General features: G+C 37.5%; 13 protein-coding genes and 1 pseudogene. 1 reads left to right on the top strand and 13 read right to left on the bottom strand.

Features of this window, described 5'->3' with window-relative positions; translation table 11 throughout:
• Positions 1–14: 14 nt before the first annotated feature.
• From AC1M9L_RS03590 to tsaA, 5 genes are all read right to left on the bottom strand, one after another.
• Positions 15–1298, bottom strand: coding sequence for a sensor histidine kinase (locus AC1M9L_RS03590; RefSeq protein ID WP_481591442.1), 1284 nt, complete (start codon positions 1296–1298; stop codon positions 15–17).
• A gap of 60 nt (positions 1299–1358) precedes the next feature.
• Positions 1359–2024 (bottom strand): response regulator transcription factor, encoded by a 666-nt coding sequence (locus AC1M9L_RS03585; RefSeq protein WP_481591355.1) that lies wholly within the window; start codon positions 2022–2024, stop codon positions 1359–1361.
• Between the two features lie 146 nt (positions 2025–2170).
• A complete protein-coding gene (locus AC1M9L_RS03580) occupies positions 2171–2548 on the bottom strand; it encodes a NirD/YgiW/YdeI family stress tolerance protein (protein WP_481591354.1) in 378 nt (125 codons plus the stop codon).
• 102 nt (positions 2549–2650) lie between these two features.
• Positions 2651–4408: a type IV pilus assembly ATPase TfpB gene (gene tfpB / locus AC1M9L_RS03575; RefSeq protein ID WP_035267342.1), complete on the bottom strand. Its 1758-nt coding sequence runs from the start codon at positions 4406–4408 to the stop codon at positions 2651–2653.
• A 128-nt stretch (positions 4409–4536) separates the two neighbouring features.
• Complete coding sequence (gene tsaA / locus AC1M9L_RS03570) at positions 4537–5256, bottom strand: tRNA (N6-threonylcarbamoyladenosine(37)-N6)-methyltransferase TrmO (protein ID WP_481591353.1); 720 nt, start codon at positions 5254–5256, stop codon at positions 4537–4539.
• Between the two features lie 105 nt (positions 5257–5361).
• Here tsaA and AC1M9L_RS03565 point away from each other — a divergent pair, with 105 nt between their 5' ends.
• Positions 5362–6141 carry a ferredoxin--NADP reductase gene (locus AC1M9L_RS03565; RefSeq protein WP_035267346.1) on the top strand — a complete coding sequence of 260 codons (780 nt, stop codon included), beginning with the start codon at positions 5362–5364 and terminating at the stop codon, positions 6139–6141.
• Between the two features lie 233 nt (positions 6142–6374).
• On the opposite strand, the gene AC1M9L_RS03560 is transcribed toward AC1M9L_RS03565, so the two are convergent.
• The 8 genes and pseudogenes from AC1M9L_RS03560 to AC1M9L_RS03525 form a co-directional block, all read right to left on the bottom strand.
• Positions 6375–6527 carry a transposase gene (locus AC1M9L_RS03560; protein ID WP_481591441.1) on the bottom strand — a complete coding sequence of 51 codons (153 nt, stop codon included), beginning with the start codon at positions 6525–6527 and terminating at the stop codon, positions 6375–6377.
• A gap of 3 nt (positions 6528–6530) precedes the next feature.
• On the bottom strand, positions 6531–6845 hold the full coding sequence (locus tag AC1M9L_RS03555) for a transposase (protein WP_481591352.1): 315 nt from the start codon (positions 6843–6845) through the stop codon (positions 6531–6533).
• 106 nt (positions 6846–6951) lie between these two features.
• Positions 6952–7188, bottom strand: a complete 237-nt coding sequence (locus AC1M9L_RS03550; protein ID WP_481591351.1) for a helix-turn-helix domain-containing protein — start codon at positions 7186–7188, stop codon at positions 6952–6954.
• A gap of 235 nt (positions 7189–7423) precedes the next feature.
• Positions 7424–7612: a hypothetical protein gene (locus AC1M9L_RS03545; RefSeq protein WP_481591350.1), complete on the bottom strand. Its 189-nt coding sequence runs from the start codon at positions 7610–7612 to the stop codon at positions 7424–7426.
• A 201-nt stretch (positions 7613–7813) separates the two neighbouring features.
• Positions 7814–7933 (bottom strand): annotated as a pseudogene (locus AC1M9L_RS03540) (helix-turn-helix domain-containing protein); the annotation flags it as partial.
• Positions 7934–8090: 157 nt separating this feature from the next.
• Positions 8091–8468 (bottom strand): hypothetical protein, encoded by a 378-nt coding sequence (locus AC1M9L_RS03535; RefSeq protein ID WP_481591349.1) that lies wholly within the window; start codon positions 8466–8468, stop codon positions 8091–8093.
• A 20-nt stretch (positions 8469–8488) separates the two neighbouring features.
• On the bottom strand, positions 8489–13222 hold the full coding sequence (locus tag AC1M9L_RS03530) for a glycohydrolase toxin TNT-related protein (RefSeq protein WP_481591348.1): 4734 nt from the start codon (positions 13220–13222) through the stop codon (positions 8489–8491).
• Positions 13223–13239: 17 nt separating this feature from the next.
• On the bottom strand, positions 13240–15690 hold a 2451-nt coding region (locus AC1M9L_RS03525; RefSeq protein ID WP_481591347.1), incomplete at its 5' end, for a DUF2345 domain-containing protein.

Below are 15690 nucleotides of genomic sequence, written 5' to 3'. Positions count from 1 at the left end.
ATAGACAATTGGTTTTAATGAAATTTTATTTCAACTTTTAAACCACCTAACTCTGATTTCTTAAATACAATCTCGGCTTGATGTAATTCGACAATTTTACGGCAAATTGATAATCCTAATCCTGAGCCCGTTGTACGTGTGCCTAACTGACGATAAAATCTTTCTCCCAGCCGATCAATCACTGTTTGCTCAATGCCGTGACCTTCATTTTCAATCACAAATAGAATTTCATTATTATTTTGTTTGATTAAAATATCAACGATTCCATTCTGTGGCGTATAGCGGATTGCATTATCGACTAAATTTCGAATGCAGCTAAACATTAACTCAGGATTTGCCTTAATCGCATGATTTCCTAACTCAGTTTTAAACTGAATATTTTTTTCTTGGCTCAAAGGTTGTACTGAATGTAAAACCTCTTTCGTCAAACGGTCTAAATCTATGGACTGTATCGGTACATCTTGCGTTGAAGACGGATCAAGTCTGGCCAACAAAAGTAAATTTTCTAAAATATTTGAGCCCCTACTCACATCTTTTAGAATCTGCTCTAAGTCTTGTGACAAATCCTCATGATCAGACTGGTATTTTCGTTTTAAAAGTTGTAACCGCATTTGAATCGCAGAAAGTGGCGACCTTAATTCATGGGATGCATCAGCTGTAAAACGTTGTTCCGCAGTAATTGCCCGATCTAAACGCTCCATCATTTGGTTTATTTGACTCACAATAGGTTGCAGTTCTTTTAGTTCTGGTTTTGAAGGTGTAATCGGTGATAAATCCTTAACAGTCTTTTGGGAAATTAATTTTGAAAGTTGGTGAATAGATCTAAACTGACGTCGTATAATAAAGTGTAGAATAAACCATTGAATGCCCCATAAAATAATGAGAACACCACCGTAGCCCAGCAAACTTTTGAATAACTGATCAACACGCGATGACATGGGTTGAAGCATAGTTAGAATTTGCTGATCACTTTGCTCACTGTAATAACGAAAAAATCGTCCTTCTAGCCAAACAAAACCAAAGTGATCATTCTGAAAAAACACCTTGGAACCAATTTGATTGAAAGCAAGGTCTTGGGATTCAATCAAAATAAGTTCATCGAGCTTTAATTCATATTTGATATCAAATTGTTCACTTAAATCATCTAACTCATTTCCCACATGACTTGAAATATCACTGACCAAAATCAAATCGGCGATTTCATCCATCATATTGTCATGGGTCTGCATGTTTTGGTAAAGCGAGATCACCAATAAAAGAATTAATGCGATAACGCCCGCCAACATCGAACTGAGCATTGAAGACTTAACAAGACGATTTTGTAAAGAAATAGGGTGCTGATGCAACGCTGTTCTACCTTAAGCCTGATCTAAATTCATTCTATAACCTAATCCGCGAATCGTTTTAATCATGGTTGAGCCTATTTTTTTCCGAATCTGATAAATAAAAACTTCAACTGCATTACTTTCGATTTCATCACCCCAAGCATATAAGGACTCTTCTAGTTGTTCACGTGTCACAACACGTTCAGGATGTTGCATCAACTTATATAAAATTTGGTACTCTTTCGCTGTGAGATTGACAATTTCTGAATTCAATTTAACAACTTTGGTTTGGGGGTCCAAACTCACGGATCCATACATTAGGATTTGAGACGTGCCTTTGTGCTGAGTACGTAATTGTGCTCTCACTCTCGCTGAGAGCTCATCTAAACTGAATGGTTTAACTAGATAATCATTAGCCCCCAAATCAAGTCCTCCAACACGATCTTGGATACTGTCTTGGGCTGTAATAAAAATAACTGGTGTATTGTGTTGGTGTTTTCTTAAATGTGTCAGAATGTCATCACCAGTCGCTTTCGGTAATCCACGATCAAGTAATAAACAATCATATTGATGCTGCTCAATTGCTAATATCGCATGATCTCCACGCTCGACCCAATCAACACTATATCCATCCATTTCTAACCAAGCTTTGATACTTTCAGCTTGTGACACATCATCTTCTGCTAACAATATACGCATGTCTCTCTTCACTAAGCCACAATTCATTCACTATAAATTTTTTCAAAAAAAGATGCATAAAAAAACCACATTTCTGGAGAATGTGGTTTTTTTGGTTTGAGTACTTAAAAGCCATAAATCAAATACTCAATTCAGTAGATAGCTCATTAAAATTGAACTTGATCTACATCAATTTCTACACGCTTAGCAGGCTTATAATCAATATCCACTTCACCAATTAATACAACAGGTGTTTTTGCAGAGATTGGTTTACCTTGCCAAAGTTCATCATCAATATCCACAGTGATCACACCCGTGCTATCGCGGAATTGATATTTTTCATCACCAGTTGCCTTAACAATATAGCCTTTTAATTTCACTGGGGTATCATCTTTGGCAGTTAAAGCACTTTTAACAGTCGTAATTGCTTGTGGTGCAATGGCTGCATGATTAACAGCACTTTGGTTCACTGCCGTATTAGCCATTGCAAATGTAGTTGCACCGACTAAAACTGTCGCGATTAAAGCTTGATTTAACACTTTCATTTTCTATACCTTTTCATGTGATGTTTGTTTCGATGAAGCTATTAAAACAAACAAAGCTGAAGCGAATCTTAAGAAATATGAATATTTATTAATCTTTGACAATTAACTTAGTGGTACGACTCTTAGTACCTCTTCTAATGTCGTTACCCCTTCAAGGACTTTTCGAGCACCCGCGATACGCAACGGCTCTACACCTTCTTTTTTTGCGTGAGCACGTAATTCATCTAAATTAAGATTAGCACTGATTTTTTGTTTTGTTTCTAGAGACACAGGCATAAACTCATATATACCCACCCGACCCTTATAACCTGTGTGACGACAATGTTCACAGCCTTTGGCATGATACACTTGAGCAGGCATCTTCACTAAATACCCATAGGTCAGATGCTCCCATTCTTGAGCATTAATTTCCCGTTTTTCTTTACAATGAGAACATAATTTTCTGACTAGCCTTTGCGCCAAAACCCCTAAGATTGTTGCCGCTGTTAAAAATGGCTGCACCCCTAGATCATGTAAACGAGTCAAGCTTGAAGGTGCATCGTTTGTATGAAGTGTTGAAAGTACGAGATGACCTGTTAACGCAGCTTGAATCGCCATATTCGCTGTATCTTGGTCTCGGATTTCCCCTACCATGATAATGTCTGGATCTTGGCGCATGAGGGCACGTACACCATCGGCAAAATGAAGATCAATTGCAGGGTTTACCTGCATCTGATTAAAGCTCGGCTCTATCATCTCGATAGGATCTTCAATCGTACAAACATTTAATTGCTCAGTCGCAAGTTGTTTCATTGATGAATACAGGGTTGTGGTTTTACCTGAACCAGTTGGACCTGTCACTAAAATGATGCCGTGACTATTTTTGGTAATGGCATTCCATTGTTCTAGCAGTTTTCCTTCAAAACCCAGTTGTTGGAAACTCCTCACTAATACTTCAGGATCAAAAATTCGCATTACCATTTTTTCGCCTGCTGCAGTAGGCAGAGTTGATAAACGCAGTTCAGTTTCTTGACCCTTAGGTGTACGCGTTTTTAAACGCCCATCCTGAGGACGTCGTTTTTCTGCAACGTTCATACGACCCAGAATTTTAATACGAGAAATTACTGCCGTGAGTGTATTACTAGGCATGTTATAAATCGTATGCAGCACACCATCGATACGGAATCTAACACGTCCTTTCTCCGCACGAGGCTCAAGATGAATATCACTCGCACCCTGTTCAAAGGCAAATTGAAGCAACCAGTCGACTAATTTTACGATGTGCTGATCGTTGGCATCAGGATTTTGACTATCACCCAATTGTAAAAGGGATTCAACACCTCGGCTCTGTCGGTCGTAAGCTCCTGAATATTGAGAAGAGTTTACTGCTCGGCTCACTTGATAATATTCAATCAAGTAACGTTGTAACTGCTCTGGATTCAGTAAAACCTTAACAATTTTTTTAGGACTTAAGCTCTTTTCTAAATTCTTAACCCAATCATCCAAGAATGGTTGATCTGTACCAATTAAGATCTGATCAGGATGCACCTCCACCGCTAGAATTTTATTTTTGAATGCATATTCTTGTGACATGACCTGAGTCAGTGCTGCAACATCTGCTTTAAGCGGGTCGATCACATAATATTGGAGTTGTGTTTTTAATGCTAACCATTCACATAAGCGTTGCAATGTTAACTTATGTTGAGGTTGAACTTGATCAACCAATTCAAAATGTGCAATCCACTGCAATGGATGCCATTTAAATTGATCTTTTTGACGGTGTCGGGTTTGTATGAGCAACTTATCTCGCTCTAAAATACGACCATCTTTTAGTAGTTGTTCTAAACACCATGTTGTATCAATTTCAAAATTAAAATTCATTCAAATTGCCCCATTCCTTGAGCCCAACTATAGCAAATTCTTTATTCAACATTAGCCTTTAGCCTATTCAGAATTTACAATTAAATTCATTAGATCAAATTCAGCTTTAAATACATCAGTCCAACAATTTATTCGTTTGAACAAAGTTCCAGTGCAACGATCTCAACCTCAGTATCCACTTTAAATTTGACATTTAAGGGGCCGAAACTTAGCCCATAAATTCGCTCAGGATCATTTTGATAAGATGGTCTTGGATCAAATGACAAAACTTGTTCCAATTCCTTGATTAAACTTTCAGCGACACATTGTTGATCCAACAGTTGATTTCGCTGAATTTCAGCAGTTTTTGACCAAACAACTTTTTTTTGAATTGGCTTATCCTGTGCATAACCGCTCGTCGCCTCAACCACGGCATCAGAATATTGAATATATGGTTTGATATCGATAATGGGTGTTCCATCTAGTAAATCACTGCCAGACACATACAATCTCAAAGAATCACCTTCTTTAAAAAGTTTTTTGAATTGTACGACTGACATACCGATAGGTGCTGGACGGTACATGCTTCTTGTCGCAAAGACCCCCATTTTTTTATTTCCACCTAAACGTGGTGGTCTGACTTGAGGCTTAAATTTTTGATTATTCTGATTTTTATTATCGTGAAACTGCCAAATCAGCCATAAGTGACTGAAATCATGTATACCTTCAAAAGCCAATTCATCATTATATGGCGCCAATAGTTCAATATAACTTTCAACATTTACTAAATTTGGCTGACGTGGAATACCAAACTTTTCTTTGTAGGGAGATCTCATTATACCAATCACAGGTAAAGTCAGCTCATTCATAATCACTTTTTTTGATAAGCTCAATTAAATATATTCAGTTTATCGAGAATGGTTTTAGTTTAGAATAGCAAGCTGTTCTAATTTGATAATTTATTGAGACCTTTAATGGCTGCTTTTAACGTCGAAAAGATTACTCACGTACACCACTGGAATGACACATTATTCAGTTTTAAAACGACTCGCGATACAGCATTGCGTTTTAAAAATGGTCAATTTGTGATGATTGGTTTAGAAGTCAATGGCAAGCCTTTAATGCGTGCGTATTCGATTGCTAGCGCGAACTATGAAGAAGAACTTGAGTTTTTCTCTATTAAAGTTCCAGATGGTCCTTTGACATCAATCCTACAAAAAGTAAAAGTTGGTGATGAAATTTTAGTTTCTAAAAAACCGACTGGTACACTTGTTCTTGATGATTTAAATCCTGGTAAAAACTTGTATCTTTTATCATCAGGTACTGGTTTAGCTCCTTTCCTTTCGACTATCCGTGATCCTGAAACTTATGAGCGTTTCGAGAAAATCATCGTTGTACACGGTACACGCTATATCTCAGAATTGGCTTATCAAGACCTTATTCAAAATGAAATTCCAAACCATGAGTTCTTTGGGGAACTTGGTGCGAAAGAAAAGTTAATTTATTACCCAACAGTTACACGCGAAGACTTCCATACTCAAGGTCGTGTTACAACTGCGATTGAAACTGGTGCTCTTTTCGAGAAAATCGGCTTACCTCGTTTTAATCCTGAAACTGACCGTGCAATGTTATGTGGTTCTCCTGCATTCCTTGACGATGTAGCTGCACTTCTTGATCAACATGGCTTAAAAGAATCTCCACGTATGGGTGTTCTTGGTGATTATGTGATTGAACGTGCTTTTGTTGAAAAATAAATAACGTACAAAAAAAACCGAGCTTTTTTGCTCGGTTTTTTTATGGAGTGTTTTATTTTCCCTATTATTTAAATCGATTTTATCTTGATTTAACTCTGTAGTAACTTTATTCAGCAATGCTGAACTAGAAGCAATATCGTCATTTCAGATATTCAACATTCACAGTAATCACTAACACTTAGTTTCTAATGTATTAACTTTAATACTAGTAAACAATAGGGTTCTTTCATAAATCATTTTTTACTCAGTTCTAAATTATAAATCCCTGCGATTAAACTGAATCTTAATCCCAATCTTTTGCCACGGTTGCGATATCGCTCAGCAAGGATTTTGAAGGTCTTCAAAGTCCCAAATACATGCTCAATCCCAATTCTTCTTTTATTGATTTCTTAATTGTAAACTTTTAGCTCAGGTTCTAGTTTACAGTGCTTTTTTGCTTTTAATGGCAATAGACTATTTGGATACACCGTATAAATCCCTTGATAGCCTTTATCTGCAAGGATAAAAGACCCTTTAGGAATTTGATTCAGGTTATGTTTGAAGAGCTCGAAATCATGTACTGCACCACGACTCGTACATAAACTCAGAATTTGCTGAGTCTTATAGTGGATGATGGCTTGTACATTGAAAGTATGAGCTTTCTTCTTACCACTATAGCTTTTCTTCTGTTTTTTTAGGTCTTTGTATTGGAATTTCTGTGGCATCTACGATCACCACATTCCAGTCGATACTTTCGCCTTCAGGCAAACTCTTGGGTAAATTAAATAGATTGGACTTGATCAGGCAATCCTCTACGTGGCGGACGATTCTTTAAGCAGTAGGCTCTGACACACCATAACTCGTTGCGACATGAAACAATGTTCGATATTCACGCCAATAACTTAAGCACAGAAGGATTTGATCTTCTACACTTAACTTAGATGGTCTACCTTTAGCAGGTACAAGCATTTTTAGCTGTTTAGCCATTAAATCAAAGGTTGACCATGAGATGCCTGTATATCGTTTAAACTGTGTTTCAGAAAGCTTCTTTGAGTCGATGTATTTCATTCGCAAATTATGCATGAATATTTAAAATTATTCGGTACAAATAATCAGCAAGGGGTAGATCGTTTTTTGATTTATGAAAGAGATCTATTATCCTAAATTTATTATTTAAAAAGCTATAAATTTGATCATATCTTTTTATTAGCAGTAAAAGCAACTAATTTATTATTTTTTCATCTTGATATTCATACTCATACTGAACATCATTTCCTATCTCATCTTTTAATTGATTACATATTTATTTTAAAGAATAATTTATCGATTCCTCATAGAAAGATGGATTCCATTCTATTTTTGATGTATCAACAATATAAACATATTTAAATTTGTTGTATTCAACTTTAACCCAGGTAGTACTATTTCCCACATCTAAAGGTAATTTTTCACGTTCCTCATTAGCAACAGATCTTAATTTTTTGTCTAACACCTCATTTCTTTTGTTATTATCATAGTTAAAAGCGAATACTGAAAATGGAATAGCTAAAATCACTGTAATAAGTGAAAGATACCTTTTTTATCCATAATAATATCTCAAATAAACTCTTTTATGTCAGATTAAAATTTTGAATTTCTTACACCAAACAGAATCATAAAAACTAAACTTAAGAATGCACTAGTAGATAAACATAAAAATAGTTGATCGTGAACGCCCTAACTCCCTAGCATGGCTAGTGATTGAACTCCCACTTTTCAAAGTGGTATAAATTTCGTATCTTTCGTTTTGAGAAAGTTGGGAATATTTCTTCATTGTGTACTTTCCAATTGCGAGTTGAAAAAGTCTAAGATGCTATGAATACACCTAATTTTTCAACTAATTACAAATGTGTCGCACTTGTGATTTGAATCTACGTTGTTAAATACGCCTATAAATACAGCATTATGCAACGAAGCCTTTCTATAATATCTTATAAATTTTCATAGAGATATATACTATCTCTACCAGTATCTGTAGCTATGGTTTTCTTGATAGTTAGCAAAAAATTTTGGCATGCTTCCACTTCACTAAAAGTTTCTAAAAAAATTCTTCTCTCCCCCCTTTCACTATAATAAATCACCCAAATATTTTCAAATGTAATACAGATTGAATCCTCTTTATCTTTACCAATCGAATAATACTTTTTAGGTATTCTTTTTTCGTGTAAATATTTTTCTAGCTGAGTATATTTCACAATTTTTTTACTATCACTAGAAAGTTCCATATTTTCATCAATATCAATTCTTTCTTCTTTCGTTAACCTACCAATAAGATAACTTTTTCTTAACAAATCTATTATTTTACTCATAGTTTAAACCTTTAAGTATATTAATGTGAATATTGCCCAAAATGACATTCTTTAGGATTCTGGATGCTATAATCCAAGTCTTGACACTTACTAATTGATGTAGGTGTAAGCAAAAGGGTAACAGTACCAACACGACCTACTACATTTAGAGCTTTTGAAGCTATATTACCTAATTGTAAAGGTTTAACCTCTTTTAAATGACCTTCTTTAATTAATTCACCTACCGACTTTGGAAGTTTATACTGTGTTCCTCCACCAGGTTGATTAAACCAAGGAGCAATTTTAGCCTTCTCAACCCCTTTTATATCCTTCAATATTTTATATTTATGGAAGTTTTTTGGGCTTCTATCAGTGTTTGGCGGTAAACTCCTTTGCTCAAATGCAGTACCACATTTACCAGTATAACAACCACGCTCACTACCAAATCTATCTATATATCGTGATTTGTACCATTTACTTCCTTTGAGTGTATAATCTTTTACTTCTGTTCCTTTTACCGCCCCATTATTTGGAGGCCATTTAATATCCTCTAATCCCAACGGATCCACCCACTGATTCGGATCACTTACATAAGCTGAAGTATTAATACCACCAAACAACCCTATTGGGTCCTTACTGATATAACGTGCACTAAATGGTTCGTAATATCTGTAACGGTTGTAATGTAATCCTGTTTCCTCATCGTAATATTGCCCTTGGAAACGGATATCACTTTGTTCTAATGGGTTCTCTTGGTGCTTCACTTTGATCTGTTGTGTTTGTCCCCATGTATTCAGCGTTAACTCCCAAATACATTCGCCTTGTTCATTACTTAAGGCTTGAGGTGTTCCAACTTGGTCACAATGGTAGAACGCAATCCGTTCTAACTCCGCTCTATTTTTTCTTGTATCCGTTCGCCAAACAGGGTCTTTATGAATTGAGTATGGCTCTGTTTTAAACCTTTCGTAATTCGGTGTTTCTATCAATTTAATGAAAGTTTGATAACCTGCTTGTAATAGCGGTACAAAGCTATTCGGCTCATAGATATAGTGTTTGGTATAGCTCTGATCTGTATTGTTTATATCTGTTGGATTTGAACTGATTTTTGATTCCCAGATCATTAAATCACCATCCCAACCAAATAAGGTCAGGCTGTTATTTGATTTATTGGCTTTATAGAGGCGTCGTCCAAAGACATCGTAGCCGTATTCAATAATTTGCCCGTTGTGGTCGCTTTCGATTAAGCGATTTAAGTTGTCCCACTTCAGTTTCAACTGTTGATCTGCCTGCTGGGTTTCAATCACATTACCTTGGGCATCGTATTTGTAGTGTTTGCCTTGATAGTGTTTCACCAAGTTGTTTTTGATTTCTGCACTTTGCGTTGCAACTGGATCTATTAAGTTGCCCGCTGGGTCAAAATGGTAACGTTCAGTTTGCTTTGAGCTTTGCGCTTGTATTAAGCGACCAATCGCATCGTATTGATAACTAAGTTTACCTTTTTGACTATCTTGAACTTGAGTCAACAAATAGTTGGCATCATAAGTGTATTGGCGTTGTGTCTGATGTTGTGTTCGATCTGCTGTTTCTTGTTCTGCGTGTATATGCTGTGCAATCAGCAATCCAACGTCATTATATTGGTTGCTTTGGCTTAAACCATTGGCAAGGTAACGTTCTGTTTCTCGGTGTAGGTCATCACGTTTAAAACCCACCATGTCTTGTTTATTCAGAGCAATACCATAGATGTGTCCTGATCCATAAGTTAAGTGGCTAATTTCCTGACCATCCGGACGAACAGTTTTGATGAGATTGCCGAGTTCATCGTATTCATAGCGTAGTACTGCAGTCATTGGTTTCAGATTTGGCACTTGGTAGTGTTGGTGTTCTCTAACCAATTGTCCTATCGCATTATGGTAGAAGTCGTTTTGGCTCTGTTGGTTCTTTGCTTGAATTAACTGGCTATTCAGATTGTAATTAAACTCTTCTGTTTGGTGTTGTTTGCTTTCGCGGTGGATGTAGGTTTTTGACGCAATTTGTCCGTCTTCATAGTAGCCAAATTGTGTGATGATATTCGGTTGTTGAATGTGGCTAAGTCGACCAAGCTCATCGTAACTATAGTGTTTTTCTTCACCATCAAAGGCTTGTTCTCGTGTAAGATAACCATAACTGTTGTATTCGAATACATATTCTGCATGGTTTTGGTTGATAAGTTTCTGAATACGCCCTTGTTTATCCCACTGATAGGCAATTTGGTGTTTGTTGGCATCAAGGCGTTTTTCTAATAGACCCACTACATTGTAGTGGTATTGAGTCACCTGTCCTTTGGTATCAATGTGTTTGAGAAGGCGCCCTTCTTGGTCATGTTCAAAGTGTTCTTTTTGTCCATCTGGATAGATGATGGATTTAAGTTGTCCTTTGTCTATACCTTGATCACTATAGATGTATTGCACACCTGTTTGATCTGCGGCTTGTTGTTGCTTAAGTAGCCCTTCCTCATCATATTGCCAAGCACTTTCTTTACCCGAACAATCGGTATATGAGATCATTTGTCCAAGGTCGTTGTATTGGATTTTTTTAACACCACCTTTGGCATCAGTAATTTCAATCAATTGACCTTCGGCATTGTAATTATATTGTGTTGTGTGACCCAATGGATTGATTTCTTTGGTCATCAAGCCATCTGCATTGTATTCGCGTTTCCAAATATGACCTTCAGGATCTTTTATTTCTGTTAGATTTTTATGTTCATCATAAGCAAATCGAATCACTCCGCCATTTGGTTGAATGATTTTACTCAGCTGACCTTCTTCATTATATTGCTGTTGAGTTTCACGACCACTGTAATCAATCTCTCGGGTGATGCGTTTTTGTTGATCACGTGAATACCATTTTTCACGACCATCTGCTAATCGAATACGATAAGTAAAACCATCTAAATCAAAGTAGTAATAAGTCGGCACGTTGTAAGCATCATACACAGCAACTTGGCGCAGACGAGGATGCCATTTTAAAGTTGTTTTAAAACTTCCATCATCCGCCCATTCTTCAATGGCTTTTGCATTTGGTTCATTCGAATCATAACGAATATTTTGACCACGACCTGATCGATCGGTATAACGTGTTAATTGATGATACGCATTGTATGAATACTGACGAGCGTGACCATTCTCATCATATGCTTCTACTAAATTTCCGTCATGATCGTACCCATAACGAGCAAGTGGTTGTTCTTGATCATCCACAAATATAGCAATAATTTTTGCTTGATCATTGTACGCAAATTTCAAAATTTGCTGAGTCTTCTTAAAATTAAAATGGACGGTTTGTAAATAAGCTTTGCCATTTAGCAAGATATAACGAAGATCGACTTGTTCTTGAGTTGATGAATTTCTCTCTTGCGTAAGCTGATAACTTTGACCTTGATCGAATGTACTAAATTGATAATCCCATTCTGTTCCAAAATTTAGGACTAATTCACCCTGTTCATTTAGACGCGTTGTAATACCTTGGATTGGAACTTCATAGGATTCACTCATAATGATCGATGGCAATTGTTGTTTTCTGCCTTTCGCATCAATAAACAAATAACCCTGTTCATTTGGAACAATCAAATTAGAAAAAGGCGTTAACCAACGAGCACCCAAAGCACCGTTATCGAATTCCCACATTTGGGAGTTATAAAGTCGATTGAATACTAATCCCAGCTTAGGTAGGCTGAAGTCTACATGGGAAACTCGTTCAGCACCTATAGAATAGCTAATACTATGAGCAGTATTGGTTTCAGCACTTGTTGTTGGTTCAGCTGGATTCAAACATGGAGGATCCATTAATGCATCTGCTTGCAAACTGACAAATTCAAGGATATCGCCATCAGTTTGACGCTCAAATTCACCAGTTTGATTAATCGGAACACTGGCATTACCCTTATTTTGATTATCTTGAATAGCCTTAAGTGTTTGTTGAATGAGCCAACCAAGACTGTATTGCAAGCTTGGGTTTGTCTGATTCTGCAAATCGTTACTAATCGAACTAATCGCCTCTACAAGTAAAGTTTCAAAATGACTTGGAGTTGCTTCAATTTTAGGCGTTAAATCTGCTTGAGGCTCAACACTGAGTAAATCTATTAATGGTATTGCCCAATTTTGAAATTGTAAATTTGGATCTCTTTTTTCAGCTGATGCGCTCGATGTTATTTCCGTTACAACAGACGATAATGAAGATGATTGAAGAGATTTTAGAATCTGAACAGCCAAGGCATTTGCATTCGTTAATAAGTCCGCTAATTTAGCTTGTGTCTCTTTTAGATAGGTCTCTAAATTACCTGCCATTCTTGCATTAAGATGTAATTCCATACGTCGAATGTCAGTTGACTTAATTTTACCATTTTCAGGATATAGACATTCAGCCATTAATCCTAAAATAGGACGTAAACCCATCCTTGCATGTGCTTCATGTTTAGGCTCTGCAAACAATCCAATTAAATTCGCACCAAGCAAAGCATTTCGTTGTATTGAAAGCACTTCTGTTTGAGGAGACATTGCATACAACAATAAATCAAGCACACTTCCACTTAAAGCATATATATTAGCTACAGTAGTTATATTGGCATTTGCTTTGACTTTAAGTAATGATGTTTGCCCACAGACCACAAGGAAATTTTCAATTTGATTAGCAATAACTTGTAGGTCAGCTACACTACCCATACTGTCTAAATTAAATACAGCAAGTTCAACACTCGATTGTGCATTATTAGAAACTTGTTCGTTTTCAGTTGCCATGACTAACCTATATATTTTTAATCTTTTAAGTTTTTCGCGTTATATTGTTCTAAATCAGGACGATCATTACTCGTTTTTAATCGAGTTGTTTCCGTATATTTAATGCCGCCAGATTGATAATATTTTTGTGAAATAAACTGATCATCTGCTGATGTTGAATTCTTTGTACTCACGTCTACTTTATTCACTTGTATAGGTTTATTAACTTCAACAATCTTTTGATTTGTTAACAATGGAGCTGGATTCGATTTCGTACTGATTCTTGTCGTTTCTGTATACGTTAATCCGCCAGATTGATAATATTTCTGTGCAATGTAGTCGTCAGTTACAATGACCTTTTCAGATTGATTCGGAATATTTTCCTGATCCAATGCTGTATCAAAATTTGTATTTGGCATAAACCCAGTTGAATTCATAAAATTCGGAATCAACTTCGATGTGGCCTGCTGAGTTATAAAATCAACGCCTTGCGTACGAATCATATCTAGTGATTGAGAAGGATTTACTGCCATTTGGCTTATAGTCTTCAATTGATTAGGACTTAAACCTAAATTTAATTTTTCAGAAATTCCACCTAATGTAGAAGTTGCCACTTGATTTTTGAGTTGCCCAACAGTTTGGTCTGCTAGACCTTTTAAAGCATTCTTGCCTATATCCTTTAAATTCATACTATCAAGTTGAGTCAAATTATTTTTAACTTGAGCCATTAAATTCTGACCCAGCTGATTTAAGCTCGAGTTCACAAAATTAGATGTACCAGGAATTACTGCATCTGCCCAATCATAACTTCGCGAAAAATGACTTGATAATGCCCAAGGACTTCGCTCATCTTTATCAAAAATGACTTGTGCACCACCAGGAGCAATTCCTGTTACTTGAGCAAAACCATTCGCATCTAATTTCCCTGTTATTGTCTTACCAAGAGAGTCAATAACTTTATATCCAGCTCCTTTAAAGAATTCACTTCCACCATAACTTCTTAAAAGATTCAATGCGCCTTTTAACGGTTGCATTGTTGGCAATTGAGCTGAAGTACTTACACTCGCTCCCGGCTTAAATAAATGTTGTCCAGCTTTGACTTCAAACTTACCAGCTGTGGTAGGTAAAACTCCCGAACTGCTAATTTCAATCTGTGAGCCGCCACCGATCAACACTATTTTTTTTGCCGCTTTAATTTCAATTCGATCTTCCGTCGAAATAATCTGCACCCCCTTTCTTGCAATCAGATCAGCACCATCTCCTTGAGCTTGAATCTCGATCTTGCCTTTGCCTGCATACAGTCGCGCTCCCTCTTGCGCGGCAAATAAGCTGATCTTCTTGCTGGCATGTCCGATGATGCTGTCTTGGGTGCTGGTGTTAATGCTTCCTTGTGCAATCTGGTTGATCTGCCCATCTGCACTGAGGTGGATTTCTTCGTTACTTTCTACGGCAATTGAACTTGGTGAAGCCAAGAGCATGATCGCTTGTTTAAAAGCCGCGGCTTTGCTTTGGTCTTCGCTCTCTAAGTTCTTGAGATAGCCCTGTAGGTTTTCGAGTAAGCTCAGTGGATCAGTTTGTTGATTTTTTGCCACTTCACTGAGGGCTTTGGCGTTGTTTAAGCTACTTTCGAGTTGTTGTTTGGCTTCGCTTGCATCTAAATGGTTTGCTTTGGCTTGTTCTTGTTTGTAGGTGGAGATGAGTATGCCTTCGCCCGCTCGTACTGCACCCCATTGGTCAGTTCTGAGTTCGAAGCCTTCGCCTCGTCCTTCACTTTCTGCTGTTGCTTTGGGATGACTGAGATTCCCTAGGTTAAGTTGGCTCGCCCCGTGGGTGTTTTGCAGTTGGGTGGAGATTTGTCCTGTGGTGTCATCAAAGCGGAGTTGTCCATAACCTTCGCCTTGGACTTCTTTACTTTTAATCCCTGCGAGTTTTTTGGTGTCCGGCAGTTGGCCTTGACTGTCGAATCGGGTTGGGCTGCGTTGGGCTTCATGTAGGCGGCCCACCACAAAGGGACGGTCGATGTTGCCGTCAAAGAAGTCGATGACCACGATTTCATTGATTCGAGGAAGGAAGCGTGCGCCATAGCCTTCGCCTGCCCATGGGGTCAGTACATCGACCCAAGCTGAATCGGTGTCGTTGTTGTTACTGCCGGCACCGCCATCAAATTGGTGGTCTTCTGCTCGGGTAAACAGGAAGCGTACTTTGATGCGTCCCCATTCATCGACATGGATTTCTTCTCCTGCAGGTCCCACCACTTTGGCGCGTTGCGGATGGGTGCTAGGTCGATGTTGTAAGGGGTTGTATTCGGGTACGGTTTTGATGTTGCGTCGTTGTAGGATGAGTTCGCTGGCTTGGCGTTCTTGGTCGCTGTGGGTTGCTTGGTTGGTGTTTGTCTTGTGTTTTGGCGTCCATTGGCTGCGTTGTAGCAGTTGTTGGACTTGTTGGTCTAAGTCTTTGGGTAGGTTGTTTTGGTTGTAGTAGCGTTTGCC

It is taken from the genome of Acinetobacter sp. ANC_7511 (genome assembly GCF_056779975.1).
The sequence above is the reverse complement of the archived record's forward strand: the minus strand, read 5'-3'. Positions and strand labels throughout refer to the sequence as shown.

Bases quoted from the DNA above. Each gene is read 5' to 3' on its own strand.
- AC1M9L_RS03580 (WP_481591354.1), bottom strand. From the start codon at position 2,548: ATGAAAGTGTTAAATCAAGCTTTAATCGCGACAGTTTTAGTCGGTGCA.
- AC1M9L_RS03565 (WP_035267346.1), top strand. From the start codon at position 5,362: ATGGCTGCTTTTAACGTCGAAAAGATTACTCACGTACACCACTGGAAT.
- tsaA (WP_481591353.1), bottom strand. From the start codon at position 5,256: ATGAATGAGCTGACTTTACCTGTGATTGGTATAATGAGATCTCCCTAC.
- tfpB (WP_035267342.1), bottom strand. From the start codon at position 4,408: ATGAATTTTAATTTTGAAATTGATACAACATGGTGTTTAGAACAACTA.
- AC1M9L_RS03585 (WP_481591355.1), bottom strand. From the start codon at position 2,024: ATGCGTATATTGTTAGCAGAAGATGATGTGTCACAAGCTGAAAGTATC.
- AC1M9L_RS03535 (WP_481591349.1), bottom strand. From the start codon at position 8,468: ATGAGTAAAATAATAGATTTGTTAAGAAAAAGTTATCTTATTGGTAGG.
- AC1M9L_RS03550 (WP_481591351.1), bottom strand. From the start codon at position 7,188: ATGAAATACATCGACTCAAAGAAGCTTTCTGAAACACAGTTTAAACGA.
- AC1M9L_RS03530 (WP_481591348.1), bottom strand. From the start codon at position 13,222: ATGGCAACTGAAAACGAACAAGTTTCTAATAATGCACAATCGAGTGTT.
- AC1M9L_RS03590 (WP_481591442.1), bottom strand. From the start codon at position 1,298: ATGCTCAGTTCGATGTTGGCGGGCGTTATCGCATTAATTCTTTTATTG.
- AC1M9L_RS03555 (WP_481591352.1), bottom strand. From the start codon at position 6,845: ATGCCACAGAAATTCCAATACAAAGACCTAAAAAAACAGAAGAAAAGC.